The organism is Streptomyces alanosinicus (genome assembly GCF_014650595.1).
Lineage (GTDB): Bacteria > Actinomycetota > Actinomycetes > Streptomycetales > Streptomycetaceae > Streptomyces > Streptomyces alanosinicus.
In genome coordinates this window covers 49,928-67,320 of record NZ_BMVG01000037.1, presented here as the reverse complement: position 1 = coordinate 67,320, position 17,393 = coordinate 49,928, and the positions used below count along the sequence as shown (strand labels likewise).

Below are 17,393 nucleotides of genomic sequence, written 5' to 3'. Positions count from 1 at the left end.
GACCCTGGTCGAGCTGTTCGGTCTCGCCCGCGAGCTGAACATCGACGCCGAGGGCATCGAACATGGGCCCGTCCCCCACGGACGCCGCCCTCGCCGCCGATCTCGCGCTGCCGATCGAGGAGCTGGAGCTCACGGTCCGCTCCTACAAGTGTCTCAAGCGTGAGGGCGTTCACTCGGTGGGTGAACTTCTGGCGCGATCGGAGGCGGACCTGATGGACATTCGCAACTTCGGTGCGAAGTCCATCGACGAGGTCAAGGCGAAGCTGGCCGGCATGGGCCTGGCCCTGAAGGACAGCCCGCCCGGATTCGACCCCACGGCCGCTGCCGCGGACACCTCCGGCGCCCCGGACGACGACGGCAACACGGGTTTCATGGAGACCGAGCAGTACTGAACGCTGCCCGGGGGAGTAGGCCCGCGGGCCGGGCCAGACCGCTGGCCCGGCGGCTCATCGCCCGAGCATCTGATGGGCAAACCCTTAGAGGTGGTCCCGCGGTCACCACCGGGTTCGGCCTTGGTCGCTGCTGCGGCGTGCGACGAACTACTCGTGGCTGGTCATCCTGCGGAGCCACTGCGCGCACAGGGACGTCCACGTGCCGGCGGGCGTCATGTCCTGGGCCAGTCCCACGCCGTGTCCGCCGGTGGGGAATACGTGCAGTTCGACCGGGACCCGCAGGGAGGCCAGGCGCTGGGTCAGGGACAGGGAGTGGTCGACCCCGACGGTGTCGTCGTCCGCGCAGTGCCAGATGAAGGTCGGGGGGGTCCGCGGGACGGCGATCAGCTCGATGGAGACCGCGCGGCGCTGTTCCGGGGTCGAGCCGGGGCCGAGGAGCGGGTCGCTGTCCGGTTCGCCGGCTGCGGCGGGGCCGAAGTTGTGCCATGACGTCGCCGGGTAGCAGAGCACCGCGAACGCGGGCCGCTCGTCGTCGGCCGTGTCCGGGCCGGCGGCGAGGTGGGCGGCGAGGTGGCCGCCCGCGGAGAAGCCGAGGACCCCGATGCGCGACGGGTCGACCCCCAGCCCCGGCGCCTGCGAGCGCGCCTCACGCATCGCCGCCCGTGCCGAGTCCAGCGGCGCGGGGTGAAAGTCTTGTGGCCCTACCGGGTACTCCAGCACCCAGGCGGCGAATCCGAGCCAGTTCAGCCACTGCGCGACGGGCTTCCCCTCGTGCGGAGCAAGGAAGGTGTAGCCGCCGCCCGGCATGATGATCACCGCGGGCGCGCCTGCAGCCGAGCGTGGCACCTCCGCCGGGAGTGGGTGGAACGTCAGCGCTGCCGCGCCACTATTCATGATCCGCAAGCCTGCCATCTGTTGCTCCATCTGCCGAGAAGGGGTCTTCTTCGTTCGAACCGCCGCGGTCCTGAAGGAAGTGCGGGCCGCACGGATGCGCGTCCCGACACCTGCACAAGTCAGTGCAACGCGTGTGCGACGGCGGCTCCTTCGCGTACGAAGGCGGGTATGCGCTCCAGTGGGGCGTCGGTGTCGGATGTCGTTCCACCCTCCAGCACGTGTCCGGTGGCCGGGTCGTACCAGCGGGCGCCGGAGGGCAGGTACACCGGGCGGGTGCGCGCGCCCGCCTGGTAGACGGGTGCCACCAGCACGTCGGGGCCGAGCAGGAACTGGTCGTCCACGTCCCAGGCGCGTTCGTCCTCGGGGAAGTCGAAGAACAGCGGGCGCATGGGCGGTGCGCCGGTGCGGTGGGCGTCCTCGGACAGTACGGTCAAATAGGGGCGCAGGCGTTCGCGCAGCAGCAGGTGGTCCCGAAGGATGCCGTACGCCTGCTCCCCGTAGGACCAGACCTCGTTCGGCCCGCCGGTCATGTCCGTGGAGAAGGCCGGGTGGTTGGGCACGCGGTCCCCGTGCAGCCGCATGACGGGGCTGAAGGTGCCGTACTGGAACCAGCGGATCAGCAGCTCGCGGTAGGCGGGGTCGTCGGGGTCGCCGCCGAAGAAGCCGCCGATGTCGGTGTTCCACCAGGGGACGCCGCTCATCGCGACGTTCAGTCCGGCTCTGATCTGCCGCGCGAGGGAGTCGAAGGTAGTGGGGATGTCGCCGGACCACAGTGCGGCGCCGTACTTCTGGCTGCCCGCCCATGCGGAGCGGACCAGGGACAACGGCCGGTCCTCGCCGGCCGCGCGCAGGCCGTCGGCGACGGTTCGGGTGTGCAGGAGCGGGTAGAGGTTCGCGGCCTCGGCGGCCGGACCGGCGGCGTAGACGGCACGGTCGGCGACATCCCGGGACAGGTCGGGTTCGCAGGCGTCCAGCCAGAAGCAGGCCACGCCCGCTGAAAGGTAGTTGTTGCTCAGTCGTCGCCACAGTGCGGCGCGCGCGTGGGAGTTGGTCGCGTCGTAGTACGCCATCCGGCGCATCGGCTCCTCGGCGCTACGGGAGGGCCAGTGGTAGGTGAGCAGGCCGCCGCTGCCGTCCTGTACAAGGCATCCGGCCGAGCGCAGTTCGTCGAAGGTGTCACTGCCGGGCTCGACGGTGGGCCATACCGAGACCGCGAGCTTCACCCCGAGGCCGGAGAGCTCTGCCACCATCGCGGCGGGATCGGGCCACTCGCTTGCTTCAAACCGCCAGTCGCCCATCGCGGGCCAGTGGAAGAAGTCGCAGACGATGACGCACAGCGGCAGTCCGCGTTCCTTGTACTGCCGTGCCACAGCCAGGAGTTCGTCCTGGGTACGGTAGCGCAGTTTGGACTGCCAGAAACCGGACGCCCACTCGGGCAGGAGCGGCGGACGTCCGGTGGCCAGGGTGTAGGCGTCCAGGATCTGGGCCGGAGTGTCACCGGCGGTGATCCAGTAGTCGACCCGCCCGCCGGCGTCGGCGACCCACCGGGTGGTGTCGGTGCCGAGTTCGGCACGGCCGGTGGCGGGGTTGTTCCACAGCAGTCCGTAGCCGCGCGAGGAGTGCAGGAAGGGGATGGCGGCCACCGTGTTGCCCTGGACGAGGTCGATCACACAGCCTTTCTGGTCCAGGAGCCCGTGCAGATGCTGCCCGAGGCCGTGCAGCCGCTCGCCGCCGTAGGCCTCGAAGTGCTGTTCCGTCCGGCCGCCGGCCGCATGGACGCGGGGGCCGGGATGATGGGGGTACGGGGTCTTGTCTGCGAGGAGTTCACGTCCCGAGGCGGCGTGCAGGAACCTCAGCCGACCGTCCGGCAAGGCCTCGACCGCGAGGCGGCCGTTGACCAGACGGGCAGAGCCGTCTTCCGCAACGGACACTTCGACGTGGGGGGAGGGCGGCGGGCTCTCCAGCGCCCCGGGAGCGGCGGGGTCGACCGTCCCGGAGGAGGCCCGAACCCGAACCGCGTGCGGTCCCCAGGGCTCGATACGAAGAAGCTCTTCGGCGGTGTGACGTTCCAGGCCATCCGCGCTGATGCTGTAGGGCAAGGCGATTCCTCTTGTTCTTCTGACGCCCGGCCCCGTGTGGGAGCACACGGGGCCGGGGCCGGTCGCCTGGTGGTCAGGAGACGGTGCCGGTGACCGTGTCGCCGGACCTGGTCACGTGGTACGTGACGGAAGCCCCGCTCCGGAAGTCGAACTTCAGGGTCACGGTGGCGCCGTCAGTGAGGGTCTTGAGGTAGTCGGCGGTCAGCCGGATCGCGCCGTTCGGGTACTCCGGCGTGTACGTGAGGTTGAACTCCTGGTACGGGGTCCAGTTGTAGGGGCCGGCGGGGCTGCCATCGGCGTACCGGGACTCCATGGTGGCCAGCACGTCGCCGTTGAACTGGGTGGGGATGGTCAACGAGCCGGTCGTGCCGGTCGCGTCGGACTGCACCGGCAGGTCGTTGGTGATCACGTGGAACTTCCACGGCACGCCCCGGGAGAACCGCGCCTCAAAGGTGGCGTTCTCACCGAACGCCCGGTCGCCGCCCAGGCGGGTGAGCAGCGAGCGGGTCAGCGTGAGCTGGTCGCCGGACACCGCGTAGTCCACGCCCCGGCGCAACCGGGTGTCGCCCTGCCACAGGCCACGGAACGACAGGCCGTTGAGGTTGAGGGCGACGGTCTGCGCGGCGGCGGGCGTGGACTTCGGCAGGAACACCTGGTCGGTGGACGCGGTGCCGGAGCGGGTGTGCCAGCCCTTCTCGATCAGGGCCATCCGGTCGGGGTCGATCCACTGGAGGGTGTTGCGGTTGAGGAACGAGCCGGCGTCCCACAGCGCGGTGGTGATGCCGTTGATCCGCGCCTCGTAGCCCACCTGCTCGAAGTACTTCCACGCCTCGCCGTACTCGATCTGGTCGACCTTGTTGTAGTCCGGGTAGTTCAGCAGGCCGTACTCGCCCAGGTACACCGGGATGCCCTTGGCCACGAAGGTGCCGTGCGCCGCGGTGAAGTCGTCGACCAGGTCCTTCTGGACGGTCTCGTTGTAGGTGGTGTAGCCGCTGTTGTTCATGGAGAACGGCCAGAAACTGTAGTAGTGCACCGTCGCCCCGAGGTTCGGGTCGTGCAGCTTGGTGATCGTCGTGTACAGCTCGCCCATCTTCTGCGGGGTTGGGCTGGTGTTCTGGTCGGGCAGCAGCAGCACGCGCGTCGCGTTCCGGCCGCCGGACTGCCGGACGACCGTGTGGAACGAGGTGTTCAGCTCGTCCATCGCCTGGGTCTTCTGCGCCTCGGTGGCGTCGTCGGTGAACTGCGGCTCGTTGACGCTCTCGAACAGCAGCTTGCGCGGCTCGTCCCTGAACGCGGCCGCGATCTGCTGCCAGGTCGAGTCGAACCGGGCGAGCACCGCGTCGTGGTCGGCGGTGGTGATGTTCTTGATCCACTGCCACGAGTCGTGGTGCACGTTCAGGACCACGTACAGGCCGTCCGAGAGGGCCATGTCCACGACCTGCCTGACCCGCGCCATGTACTTCGGGTCGATCGTGTAGGGCGCGTTGGTGTCCTGGGCGTTGCTCCAGGTCACCGGGATGCGCACGCTGCGGTAGCCGGCCGCCCGGACGGTGTCGAACACCGCCTTGGTGGTCAGCGGCTGGCCCCACGACGTCTCAGTCGGGAAGGCGTCCAGGGTGTTGCCCAGGTTCCAGCTCGGCTGCATCGCCGCCACCACGGCCTGCGCGCTGGTGGTGGCGTCCGCGGCCACGGTGGTGTCCGCGGTGGTGCCGGCCTGCGCGGCGGCGGGCACGGCGGCCACGCCGACCGCGGTGATCAGTGCCAGGGGCAGGCCCACCAGCGGCCGCAGCCGCCGGCCGGCTCTCGCCGGGCGAGGTGTTCCGGTCATGGTCGGTGCCTCTCGGTTGTCGGGATTCCTCGTGCAGGCGGACGCCGTGTACAGGTTCTGGGAACGGGGTGCGCCGGTCCGGAGACCCGTCCGGTGACCGCGGCGCCGGGGCGGGTCACCTGCTCGGCCTGCGGCGCCTCGTGCTGTGTGTGACGCTCCAGGCCGCCCCCGGCCAGGGCGAATGCGCTCATCACGGCTCCTAGGTGAGCGGCTGGTAGTCGAACCAGTCGACGTGGACGGTTCCGGTGGCGGCGTAGACGCCGATGACGCGACCGGTGAAGCCGCCGGCCACCTCGGTGGACAGGTAGCGGCCGTCCAGTGCGGCCAGCGCGGTGACCGTGCCGTCCGGCTCCTCGAATCCGAGCGTGACGAGGTCGGGGCCGCTGCCCGGGTAGTCCGGCGCCGGGGTCGTGACGTCCACCCGCAGCACCACCGGGCCGGCCGGCGAGGGGCGAGACGCGACCACGCTGCGCACCGAGCCCAGGCGGGCGACCACGCGCACCTCGCCGTCGGCGACCTCCACCTCGTAGTGGTGCTGCTCATCCAATCGCACCGCCAGGCCGCCGGCGCCCTCGGTCGCGTCGACCAGGGCGCTGGCCCGACACGCGTGGTGTTGCTGGCGGCGGCCGACGAACACCACGTCCCGGTCGTCGAGCGACGCACCCCGGGCCCGCAGGCTCAGCCACCCGGGGCGTTCGCCGGTGGTGATCAGCTCGGCCGGGCGGTCGCGCAGCGAGACCCACTGCGGGGCGAGCCGCTCGTCGTCGAAGTCGTCACGCACCGGCACCGGGGGCGCCGGGTGCAGCGGCCAGTTCGGGACGGCCAGCTCCAGGTCGGGCGAGCCGACCACAGGCCAGCCCTCCTCGTTCCAGATGACCGGGGCGAGGTAGGTCTCACGGCCGAGCACATGCCAGCCGGGGGTGCCGCCGTTCGGGCGGACGCCGAGCAGTACCAGCCACCAGGAGCCGTCCGGACCCTGTACGAGGTCGGCGTGGCCGGTGTTCTGCACCGGGTGCTCGCGGCCGCGGTGGGTGAGGATCGGATTGTGCGGGCACGGCTCGAAGGGCCCGTTCGGGGACGTGCCACGGGCGATGGAAACGGCGTGCGCACGCTCGGTGCCGCCCTCGGCGATCATCAGGTACCAGTGCTCGCCGACGTGGTAGAGGTGCGGGGCCTCGGGGTAACGGGCGCCGGGGGTGCCGGACCAGACGTCCTTGGTTTCGCCGGTCACCTTGCCGGTGGTCGAGTCGAGCCGGACCTGCTGAACGCCAGCGCAGGTGCACCAGCAGGTGCCGTCCACGTCCCAGGCGAGGTCCGGGTCGATGCGGGGCACGTCCGGCAGCCGGACGGGGTCGGACCACGGGCCGGCCGGGTCGGTGGCGGTGACCAGCAGGTTCCCGTAGCCGCTGACGTTGGTGACGATGAGGTGGAATACTCCGTCGTGGTGCCGGAGGGTGGGCGCGTAGACCCCGGCGGAGGACGGCGAGTCCAGCGGCAGGACCAGTTGCTCGGGCCGGTCCAGCACGTTGCCGATCTGCGTCCAGTTGACCAGGTCGCGGCTGTGGAAGACCGGCACGCCCGGGAAGTACTCGAAGCTGGAGCAGGCGAGGTAGTAGTCGTCGCCGACCCGGCACACCGTGGGGTCGGGGTGGAACCCGGGGATGATCGGATTGCTGACGACGGCGGTCGCCTGGTGCTGGTCGGGCACACTCGTTCCTCTCCAGGGCAGCTGGCCCTGTTCTGGTCGTCGTTCGACGGGAGGGCGGCCCGGCGAGGTGCCGGGCCGCCCGGCGCGGTTCAGCGGACTCGTGTCAGCCGAACGTCCACTGCTGGTTGCTCTGGTTCGAGCCGCAGGCCCAGAGCTGCACCTTGGTGCCGTTCGCGGTGCCGTACCCGTTCACGTCCAGGCACAGCCCCGTCAGCACGTTGGTGATCGTGCCGTTGGAGTTGACGTTCCACTGCTGGTTGGTGCCGCCGTTGCACTGCCAGATCACGGCGGCGGTTATGCAAAGGAAGTCCAGATGTCTCAGGTGTGATCCTCGGGTGACATGAGCTCCTAGGTGCGGCTGTTAGGTTCCAGCCTCCTGGATGTCTCATGATCATGGTGGTGCGGGGTGGACTACTTCTTTGTGTCACGCAGCAAGGTGCGTCGCTTCTACGAGGCGCCGCCCGGCGTGGAACTTGATGCTTTCGCGTATGTGTCGCGCAAGGGTGCGTTGAAGGAGGGCACTCCGTTCTTCTTCGACTCGCAGATGCGCCCGGCGGAACCGTTGGTCTCGTTCTTTCTCGAGATGGCCAAGACGCTGAAGGCGAAGTCGTTGCAGGACTACACGTACGACGCCCTCGACCTGACCGAATTCCTGGAGAACGAACTCGACCCGCCGGTCGATCTGTTGTCGGTGATCGAGGAAGACCTCCTGGCGTATCGGGAGGACTGCACAGAGCATCGCGAGTCGCCGGATGCGCCAGCGACCTGGAAGCGGCGCCGGGCCATGATCAATGGCTTCTACGGGTGGGCCGACGACGAGAAGCTGATCGACAAGCGTCCCTACTTCCGCCGCCGTAACGGCCGCGACGTGCTGTCCTGGGGTGCCACTACGCAGCTCGACGTGCGGCATCTGACCTGGCGGCAGTGGAACTTCCTCAAACAGGTCGGACTGCGTGGCTATCTGCCCGACGGGCGCGTCGATCGCACGTTCCGCGGGCGCTCGCCGCTGCGCGACAGCTCAGCACCCGAACTGTCGATCACGACCGGCATGCGGCTGCAGGAGTTCAGCTGCCTGTTGGATATCGAGGTCGGGCCACCGCGACGGGACGCCTCTCCTGCGGAGGTGCACCTTCAGGCGATCGCGAAGTACGGCCTGCCCCGCTCGGTGATGATCCAGGATCCGACGCTGCGGGAGCTGGACATGTACCGGCGTACCGAACGCGCCGCGCAGGTGCGGGCGGCGGCGAAAGCTCTGTGGAGACGCCGCGAGGAGCTGTTCATCGTCGATGACATCGACCTGCGGCGGATGAAGGTGAGCGGGATGCTCGAAGGCCGGCGCCGTACCTTCCGGGTCGAGAGCATGAACGCCGACAAGCGCCGTCGCGCGGTCTTCGAGGGCGACCACGGGCTGGAGCCGATGGCGATGTTCGTCGGCCGCGGCGGACGAATGCCCACCCGACAGCGCTGGGAGCAGATATTCGACGCCGCGCATCTGCGCGCCGTGCGGCTGAGCGAGGAGCACAAGGTCGGCATCGTCATGCCGCGTGAGGTCAGGATCCACGACACCCGGCACACCTTCGCGGTCTACATGCTGCCGCTGCTGACCAAGCTGATCCTCCAGGAGGAAGCCGAGGAGTACCTCGCCGGCCGGCACACCGGCTACCTGACGGACCACATCTCGCGGAACCCCCTGCTGATGCTGCAGGACCTATTGGGGCATCGCCGTCCACAATCGACCTTGCGTTACCTCCGGTACATGCGTGACACCAACGTGCTGGTGGCAAAGGCGATCGCCGAGTGGAACAACAAGAACGCCACCTACGCCGACTACGCGGCCGCGATCGCCGAACAGAGGGCTGCCTGATGCCCCGACGCGGCGAGCGCAAGCAGCGCGTGCGCAGCAGCGCCCCGAAGCCGCTGCCCACCCGGGACCTGGAGCACGTCGGGATCCGGACCGTGACCTGGGCGCGCCGGGGCGGGACGGCGAGCCATTTCGTGAATCCGGCGCAGTACCAGTGCAGCATTCTGGCGGCCCAGCTGGCCGACGAGTGGATCACCTACACCCGTTCCATGGCACTGTCCGACGGGGGCGCGGGCCTGGCCCTGGCGGTGCGGTCCTTCGCGAAGTTCGTCGACAAGCATCTGCCACCGCTCGGTGTGCACCCGGCGGATGCCCGCCTGGACGGGCACAAGGTTGATCTGGTCGAGGTCATCCACTCGTGGGAGGAAGACCTTCGTCAGTACCACGGGCTCCGCTCGAACTCCCCGTACGTCAAGACGAATTCCCTGTTGACGTTGATCGAGCAGCGTGCACTGAAGGACACGAGCATGCCGGAGGCGCTGCGGGTGCGTGCGCAGGCACCGCCCGCTTATCCGACGTACCAGGGCGAGCCGCTGGACGAGTTCTCGAACGCGGAGCGGATCGCGCTGCGGGACTCGGCGCGTGACGCGGTCCGTGCGCTGGAGGCCCGCATGGCCCGGGGCCGGGCCATGCTGGAGCACGGGGTCGATCCCAGAGAAGGTGGGTGGCACGAGCCGGCGAACCTGCTGTGGGCGGCGACGCGCCCCCATCTGCTGACCGTGGAGATCCTCAAGCCGCAGTTCCGGCAGAACGTGCTGAGCTGGCCGGAGCCGGTGAAGGCCCTGCTCCCGACCGCGCCGGACGGCACTCTCCTCAGGCGCGGATTTCGATATCTCGTCGTCGAGTTGGGCCGTCTTCTGTTTCCGACCGAAGTGGATCTGCAGGCCTTTCGGGTGCTGCTGATGCTGGGCATGAGTGAGACGAGCCCGGAGGAACTCCACTTTCTCCAGCTGCCTGATATCGAGTTCACTGACGGCGGCGTTCGCCTGGTCCAGCGCAAGATGCGTGCCCAGCGTGTCCGTGCCGACCTGCACCCGGATCCGGAGCCAGAGGAGGAGGCCCAGGAGTTCGCCGGGGACGGTGCCTGGGACGTGCCGGGCCTGCTCCGGCGTCTGCTGGCCGCCACGGAACTGTCCCGGACGGTCTTTCCCGACGCCGACCCGTGGCTGTTTCTCGCGGTGGAACGACGGCGCCGGGGTGTCCTGGACGCCGAGTTCGCTGACTTCACCAATCGCGATCGGCGCTTCGGCCGCTGGATCGCCGCGCAGCGCGATGCTGCAGGGAAGGCGCTGAAGATCTCCGAGCCGTATGAGATCAGGCGGCTGCGCAAGACGACGAAGGTCGTTCGGGCGGTCGCGCTCGGCGGCACGGTGAGCGATCTGGCGGGCGATGACCACCACGTGGAGGTCTACCGCCTGCACTACGCGCACGGCACGACCGCGCACATACTGGCAGGCCGGTCGATCAACCGAGCTCAGAAGTGGGTCTTCGACCGCATGACCACACCCTCACGGCCGGTGCTCGTCACCGCCGAGGCCGAGCAGCACCTGGAGGAGCCCGCGGTCGCCGAGGACCTCGGCCTGGATGCCGAGCTGGCCAAGGCGCTGCGGACGGGTGAGCTGGATATGGGCCTGGTCAACTGCCGTAACCCCTGGGCCTCGCCACACCGCAACGACGCCAAGGTCTGCCACGTCGCACCCGCGATGTGCATGTTGTGCCGCAACGCCGTCGTGTTCACCTCCCAGATCCCGCGGCTCCTGCTGCTGTCCGATCACATCGAGCACATGCGTGCCAACCTCACCCCGCGCCACTGGCAGGCCCTGTGGGGGCGGCAGGCAGCAGCCCTCGCGGAGGTCTTCGAGGAATGCGCCGACCTCATCCCCGCGGCCCGCCGCGAGATCGCCGAGCTCGGCCTGCGCCTCGACCTCCCCCTGGGCATGAGGACGGAGTTCGACCGATGATGGCCCGCCCCGCACCCCTGCCGCTGGCATCGTCGGCCTTCCGCGACGACGAGAAGGTCTTCAGCTACGGCGGCTACCAACTCCTCGACGACATCATGGTGCCGCTCTTCGGCGAGCCCCACCGGTGGCCGGCAGACTGCATCGGCCGCCCCGCCAGCAGGAAGCCGGGCGAGTGGCGCTTCGTCTTCCCCCTGGACGACCCGCTGATCAACCTCCAGCTGCGTGAGTACTGCTTCGCCCTCCTCAACCCCTCCCACCCCGTCCTGCGGCAATCCCTGATCTTCCTGTCCGCGGTCCCGCTGTCTGTGGCCACCATCCGCCCCTCGATGATGGAAATCAGAAAGATCATGGACTGGGGCCGGCAACAGGGACTGCCGGACGATCTTGGGCTGTGGGACCCGGAGGACTGGCACGAGGAGATAGCCCACAAGGCGTCCCAGGTCGACGGCATGAAAACCGTCGCCTTCCATGTGACGGCCATCCGCCGCCTGCGCCAACTCGCCCCGGTCCTCACCGGAATCAGCGCCTTCGACGACCCCTGGGGTGACGAGCCTGCCTCGACCGTGGCCGCCAAGGCGTACGACGAGGAGGCCCCCAGCCGCGGCACCCTCGCCACCCCGGCGATCCCGCCCGAGGCCTGGTGGCCGCTGCTGCGCGGCGCGTGGACGTACATCCACACCTTCGCCCCGGACATCTTGCGCTGGCGCGACCACTTCGCCCAGCAGCGGGAGGTCCCCGCCGACCAGCCACGGTCTACCAAGGCCCGGCCGGTGCGGCCTCAGGAAACGGATGCCCTGCTGGAGAAGTGGCTGCGGACGCCGGGCAACGCGGTGCCCGTCCATGAGGTGGACTACATCAGCGTCAGGGCCGGCACTCCTATGTGGACCGCGCTGAGCAAGATGGTCACCGACGGCAGAACCATGAACATTTTCGCCGACAACCAGAGCGACCGGCCCCGCAGACGGCGGGCCACCGTTCTGGCCGCGCTCAACGAGGGCCGCGCCACGACCGTCAAGGCGACCGTGGGCAAGGGCAAGGGTCCCGCCGGGCCGCGCTACATCGCACCGGGCACCAGTACGGGCGTCACCCAAGAGGAGCTGGATGACGACGTACGACGATGGCTCGCCGACCCGGGCACCGTGGTGCCGGTGTACGCGACCGACGAGCAGGGCAAGGCCGGGGAGCCGATCTGGGGGATGACTGCCCGCATGATCTGGGGGCCAACCCCGCCGGACGCCAACCGGCACCGGAACGGGAAGCGATTTCACCGACGCACCCGATCAGGGGCAGCACGAGCCCGCCTGGTCTTGCAGGCCGTCGCCGACGGGCGAGGGATTCCCGTCGATTCTGACCTTTGGGCCGGCTGGCGCGCCTTTCCGCTTCAGAGCCCGGAGGCCGCGCACATCCCGCGGGCGGACGGGACGTCAGCGCCGTGGCGTACGCAGATCAGCGCCATCGAGGTCGCCTTCGAACTGCACATGCTCAGAGCCGCGATCTACGTGTTCGTCGCGGCCTTGACCCTGATGCGCGACTCGGAGGTTCAGGAGATCCAGCGCGACGCCGTGCGGACCTACTTCGGCTCCCCGGCCGTCCGTTCCCGCAAGACCAAGCTGGACCCCACACGCCCGGAACTGTACTGGTGGATCATCGAACCGGTCGCCGAGGCACTCGCGGTCCTCGAGAAGCTGGCCTGGCATCCCACCCACCTGTTCGCAGCCCTACGCCCGCCCACCGGCAAGCAGACCCACACGGAGCCCGGCATCTCTTCCGACGCCGAGATCGACTTCTTCATCAACGGCATCAACACCATCGCCCACCGGCACGGCCTGGCCAAGATCCCGCCCTCCCACGTCCGCTCGCACATGTTCCGCAAGACCATGTCCCAGCTCGCCGGACGCGAACCGGACTCCGAGGTCGCGCTCGGCCTGCAGCTCAAGCACGCCGCCCGCCGGGCGATGGCCAACCGCACCACCCAGGCGTACGCACAGATGGACACGAGTTGGGCCAAGGAGTTCGACACCGAACTGCAGCAGGCCGCCGCCCGCAAGCTCGTGGACCTGCTCCGTGGTCGCCGTCAGGGCCAACGCGTTGCCGTCGGCCCCGGCGCCGCCCGCCTCCACGCCGGCCTCGACAAGGTCATCGACACCATCAACAGCAACCCCCAACTCCGGGCGCAGATCGCCGACGCGCGGGTTGAAGAGGCCCTGCTCGCCGACGAGTTCCCCAACCTGCACCTGGGCACCATCAACCACTGCATGTTCGACGCGCCTCAGGCCGAGTGCCAAGACGAACTCCCCGAAGACCAGCGCGGACGCGCCCCACTGCTCGGCGCCTGTCAGCCGGCCCGCTGCCGCAACTCGACCATCACCCGCGCCCACGCCCCGTACTGGGTCGCCGAAGAAGACGACCTGACCGCCCGATCCAGGGACCCGCGGCTGTCACCGCCGCGCCGAGAGTCGGTCTTCGTACGGCTTGCCGACGTCCAGCGCATCACCCGCGCACTCGAAGAGGAAGGCCGCGCCTGATGCCGGTATCCGCAGCGTCCGCTGACAAGCTGAAGGCGGCCATGGCCCGGCTGCTGGCCGGCGAGCCCGTGCACACCGACGGCGCTCTCACCAAGGAGAACCTCGCCCGTGAGGCACAGGTCAGTCACGCGACCGTGCACCGCGCCGAAGACATCCTCGCCGAGTGGGACGCGAAGGTCGCCCGCCCCGTCCTGCGGACCCCCGGCGAGGTCCAGCGCGACGAGACGATCGCCGTGCTCCGCAAGAGGCTGCGCGAGGCGACGGAGCAGGCGGCACAGACCCAGGGCAAACTCGAGGCCCTCGCCACGGTGACAGCGAACCTCTACGCCGAGAACCTCACACTGAAAAAGCGCCTCGGACGCAGGCGGGTGACGGTCTTGCCCACCCAAGAACACCAGTAGCCGACTTCGCCCTACCCGGCAGTTGGACCGCCGGACCTCGCCACTGTGCGCTGCTACTTGGGAGGGGAGGGGGAGGGCCCGCGGGCATCTTCGGGTGCCCAGCACCCCCTCGGCGAGGGGGACTCGAAGGTCGCCCGCCGTCCTGCGTACGCCCGGCGAGGTCCAGCGCGACGAGACGACCGTCAACCTGCGCACGAAGGCATGCGAGGCGAGGGCCCAGCTCGCCGAGACATTGGACAACCCGACGCCCGCGGCTGACGCCGCGCGTGGTCCACCCGACCGGCCTCATCGCCTTGCGCTGATCTCGGACATGTCTTCGAACGCTGGGAGGGAGCAACGGCGGCGCGCGCCGGGCGCTCCCTCGCCGGATGTGCGCCCGGCCCACGGGGTCAGCTCTTCCTTGCCATTTCGCTCCCGCTTCCCCAGATATGGGGAGTTTCGCCAGCAAATCGCCTCTGACCCGTCGGTTTTGGGGACTGTGGTGTCTGCCAGCGCCTGAGAGGGGCCTGGCAGCCAACGGTTCGGATGTTCTAGCCGAAGGAGTACGCGATGGATTCACGCCTGGCCAGGGCCATGGCCGCCAGTAGCGCGGTGTTGCTCGCCGTATGTGGGGTAGCGGACGCACACGCGCAACCGAAGGCGCCCGGAGAGCAGCAGACGAAGACCTACGCAGCGCCGGGCACGTTCACCTTCAAGGTGCCCGACGGGGTCACGAAGATCTCGGTCGCGGCCGTCGGCGGGGGCGGGGGCGGCGGGGGCGGCGGGGGCGCCTACACCCCCGCGTTCACAAAGGGTGGAGGGGGCGGCGGCGGCGGCAGCGCTGGTGCAGTAGTGAGCTGCGATCTCGACGTCACCAGCGGCAGCGCTCTGAACCTGAGCGTCGGCATCGGCGGCAAGGGCGGAGGCGGCGGCACCGGGGGGTGGATCCCCACGGCCGGTGGTGAGGGAGGAGGCGGCGTCAAGTCGACGGTCGACGTCGACGGATCCAGGAAGGTCAGTGCGGACTGGGCATTTGGCGGAGAGGGCGCCTATCGCGGCTCATACGGCGGATACGGTGGCAAGGCCCAGGGCATCGGGGAGGCCCGCAAGAGCGAGTGTGACGGGTCGAATCCCACTCTGCTGGACGGTCGTAAGGGCAAGGACGGCGGGAATGGTGACAGCAACCGCGGGGGCTGGGGCGGCGGGCGCGGCTTCAGCCCCCGCACGCTGGGGACTTGCGACCTGGCGGGTCAGGGCGGCGAAGGCGGCAAGGGCGGCGACGTTGCCGATGGCCCCAGCAACGACGGATGGAAGGGAGTGGACGGGCAGCCTGGCTGCATCGTGCTGGCCTACACCACGAACAGCGCCTGATGCCCCTCCTGCGTGCAATGACCGCCTGCTGACCACCCCGGCAGCAGCCCGACCCTCATCCCCAGCGCGAGAAGCGCCCCACTCCCACTCGACCCCTGGCCTCCGTGCCAGCCCCGCAATACGCAGGCTGTGCTCGATGAGGCCAGGCTGGTCGATGGTGCCGGTGCAGCGCAACGTCATCGACGCCTCGGCTCACTGAGAACGACCATGCGCCAGGAAATCTCGACGGAACGTCGAAGTCTCCAGGCGATCGAGTGAGCCCCAACGTGACCACCGACCAGTCGATCGAGCCGCCGATATACGGGCCGGCCGTCGGGGTGCCGCCGCACGGCGAGCACAACCGGCTTCTGACCACGGCTGAGGCTGCCGACGACATCGTCCAACCGTCAGACAACGTCGCCGGGATCTGTGCGAGGCCGCCCCTGCCGGGCAGGCCGCCGGCCTATTCAGAAGGGACCATTCACTACTCATGGTGACTCCTCGACTCCCCAAAGTAATGGCATCGGCGGAGGGCGGTCCGGTGGTTCCGACCCCGGCCGATCTGGCTCTGCTGGACAGGCTCAAGAACGTCGGCGACCCGGACTCTGACGCGGTGGTCGACGACCTGTTCGCACACGGGCAGGTGGAACATGTCAACGCGCTCCTGCACGACTGGAAGACCAACGGGCAGCCTCTGCCCGACGGCCTGCCGGACAAGGTCGTCACCTTCCTGACCGCGGGTCTGGCGGTGCCGGCCTGGGCAGACCAGGCCGCTATCAGCCGCGGCCAGCGGTTCGAGCAGCAACACGCCATCGAGGAAGGCATCACCGCCGCTCTGCACACCACCATCGGCCGGGTCCGTATGCCGATGGAGATGAGCGCCATCGACCGCGCCGTCGATATGAACGACCCCGAACTGTTCGCCGGCAAAGCAGCACAGCTCCTGGTCGGCTTCTACCAAGCCGACCCGTTCGGGCCCTCGGGCAACCTGCTCGTCGACCTCCTCAAGACCCGGATGATGCACTCGGCGGTTCGGCACCTGCTCCTGGCCGACGGCTGGGACCAGGCCCAGTGGGGGACGCCGATCAACCAGATCACGTTCCTGCAGAACTGGACGATGTTCACCAACGCCGCCTACGACACACTGCCCAAATTCGGGACCGCGATGACGCCCCAGGAACAGGCTGACCACCTGCATCTGTGGCGCGTGTACGGAGCGATGCTGGGCATGCCGCTCGACATTCTGCCGACCACCGTCGCGGACTCCCTCCACATCGCCGCGGTCCTCAAGCAGCAACTGAGCCAGGACTCCGCCAAAGCCAACGCTCAAGCCCAACAGGCCATCGACGCCATGACCAAAATCGTATCCGGACCGGCATCGCCGGTGGTCCGGCCCTTTGTCAACGCTTTCGTCCGCTACATCATCGGCGACGAGGAAGCCGACCACATCCACCTGGCCCGTGACCCTCTCCTGGACGCCTCCGTCAAAGTCGCGGTCCCGGCAGCCTTCACCACCATCAACACCGTCGGAGCCTCCGGCCTGCCCCGGGGCGAGTTCAACGACGTCCTGTTCAGCCTCGTCCAACGCTGGCTGGAACGCGAACACGGCGACGTCGACCTGCCCATGAACACCAGCCTGCTCCCGGCAGCCAGCACCTGACACCCCGCGATGCCGGGCCCCGAAGCCGCACAAGCCCGGGTGTCTTGATCCAGGTGCGGGTGTAGACCGGGTTAAGAGGCGGGCTCGGACCCCGGCAGACAGCGACGAACCATCCCCTCGCCACCCCCGCATGGCCGGGCCCGGGAACTGTCCGCCGTGGCGGGTCCCGGGCCGCGCGGCTAACAAGGCCGGGCCTGACGCCCGGCTTTGCCAGTGCGTTGACCGCGAAGGTTGGCCGGTTCTGTCGTGTGTGCGGGGTGCTGGCTGGTCGTCGAGCCTGGGGCAGACCTGGACGATGGGCTGGAGCCGCATGCGTCCCTTAACGTCAATTTCACTCATTGGAGCGATTCCTGAGCATAAGGGCATGCTTGTACGCTGACGTGCCCACTCGGTATGGGGATGCGTGCCGGGTTTCCGGTCCAGCAAGGAGGCATGACATGCGGCGCAGCGTTGTTGCAGTGTCCGGGGTTCTCGCCGCGGTGATGTTGTTCGTTGCCGCGCCAGTCGCCGACGCCGCCGACGGTGATCTGATTGTCGATGGTACGCCGTATCACGATCTGGCTGGCTGCGTCTTCTTCGGCGCCGACGATACGCATTCCTTCGAGAACAACACCGGCAATGCCATCACCCTGTACGAGACCGCGGATTGCCAGGGTGATTCGTCCGGCGTTCTCGCTCCCGGCGAGTCGGGCACTTACGTGGCGAAGTCGGCGATCATCGGCTGACCGGGCAGTC

General features: G+C 68.9%; 12 protein-coding genes and 1 pseudogene. 8 read left to right on the top strand and 5 right to left on the bottom strand.

Going from position 1 to position 17,393, the window contains the following annotated elements; translation table 11 throughout:
• Positions 1-392: pseudogene (locus IE277_RS38385) on the top strand (DNA-directed RNA polymerase subunit alpha C-terminal domain-containing protein); the annotation flags it as partial.
• Between the two features lie 147 nt (positions 393-539).
• Here the strand turns inward: IE277_RS38385 and IE277_RS38380 are convergent.
• The 5 genes from IE277_RS38380 to IE277_RS38360 all read right to left on the bottom strand — a co-directional run bounded on the left by IE277_RS38380 (position 540) and on the right by IE277_RS38360 (position 7,207).
• Positions 540-1,286, bottom strand: coding sequence for an alpha/beta hydrolase (locus IE277_RS38380; RefSeq protein ID WP_308433455.1), 747 nt, complete (start codon positions 1,284-1,286; stop codon positions 540-542).
• A 119-nt stretch (positions 1,287-1,405) separates the two neighbouring features.
• On the bottom strand, positions 1,406-3,385 hold the full coding sequence (locus IE277_RS38375) for a glycoside hydrolase family 31 protein (protein WP_189958373.1): 1,980 nt from the start codon (positions 3,383-3,385) through the stop codon (positions 1,406-1,408).
• Between the two features lie 73 nt (positions 3,386-3,458).
• A complete protein-coding gene (locus IE277_RS38370) occupies positions 3,459-5,213 on the bottom strand; it encodes a cellulase family glycosylhydrolase (protein ID WP_189958372.1) in 1,755 nt (584 codons plus the stop codon).
• A 199-nt stretch (positions 5,214-5,412) separates the two neighbouring features.
• A complete protein-coding gene (locus IE277_RS38365) occupies positions 5,413-6,921 on the bottom strand; it encodes a glycoside hydrolase family 43 protein (protein ID WP_189958371.1) in 1,509 nt (502 codons plus the stop codon).
• 103 nt (positions 6,922-7,024) lie between these two features.
• Positions 7,025-7,207, bottom strand: coding sequence for a ricin-type beta-trefoil lectin domain protein (locus IE277_RS38360; RefSeq protein WP_229882277.1), 183 nt, complete (start codon positions 7,205-7,207; stop codon positions 7,025-7,027).
• Positions 7,208-7,327: 120 nt separating this feature from the next.
• On the opposite strand from IE277_RS38360, the gene IE277_RS38355 reads away from it, so the two are divergent.
• The 7 genes from IE277_RS38355 to IE277_RS38325 all read left to right on the top strand — a co-directional run bounded on the left by IE277_RS38355 (position 7,328) and on the right by IE277_RS38325 (position 17,383).
• Positions 7,328-8,785, top strand: a complete 1,458-nt coding sequence (locus IE277_RS38355; RefSeq protein WP_189958370.1) for a site-specific integrase — start codon at positions 7,328-7,330, stop codon at positions 8,783-8,785.
• Positions 8,785-10,743 carry a hypothetical protein gene (locus IE277_RS38350; RefSeq protein ID WP_189958369.1) on the top strand — a complete coding sequence of 653 codons (1,959 nt, stop codon included), beginning with the start codon at positions 8,785-8,787 and terminating at the stop codon, positions 10,741-10,743. Before IE277_RS38355 ends, IE277_RS38350 begins: the two co-directional genes overlap by 1 nt.
• Positions 10,740-13,268, top strand: coding sequence for a hypothetical protein (locus IE277_RS38345; RefSeq protein WP_189958368.1), 2,529 nt, complete (start codon positions 10,740-10,742; stop codon positions 13,266-13,268). Before IE277_RS38350 ends, IE277_RS38345 begins: the two co-directional genes overlap by 4 nt.
• Complete coding sequence (locus tag IE277_RS38340) at positions 13,268-13,669, top strand: hypothetical protein (RefSeq protein ID WP_189958367.1); 402 nt, start codon at positions 13,268-13,270, stop codon at positions 13,667-13,669. The genes IE277_RS38345 and IE277_RS38340 overlap by 1 nt, the downstream gene beginning before the upstream one ends.
• A 549-nt stretch (positions 13,670-14,218) precedes the next feature.
• Positions 14,219-15,019, top strand: coding sequence for a glycine-rich domain-containing protein (locus IE277_RS38335; RefSeq protein WP_189958366.1), 801 nt, complete (start codon positions 14,219-14,221; stop codon positions 15,017-15,019).
• Between the two features lie 520 nt (positions 15,020-15,539).
• On the top strand, positions 15,540-16,658 hold the full coding sequence (locus IE277_RS38330; RefSeq protein WP_189958365.1) for an oxygenase MpaB family protein: 1,119 nt from the start codon (positions 15,540-15,542) through the stop codon (positions 16,656-16,658).
• A 437-nt stretch (positions 16,659-17,095) separates the two neighbouring features.
• Positions 17,096-17,383, top strand: coding sequence for a hypothetical protein (locus tag IE277_RS38325; protein WP_189958364.1), 288 nt, complete (start codon positions 17,096-17,098; stop codon positions 17,381-17,383).
• The last annotated feature ends 10 nt before the right edge of the window (positions 17,384-17,393 follow it).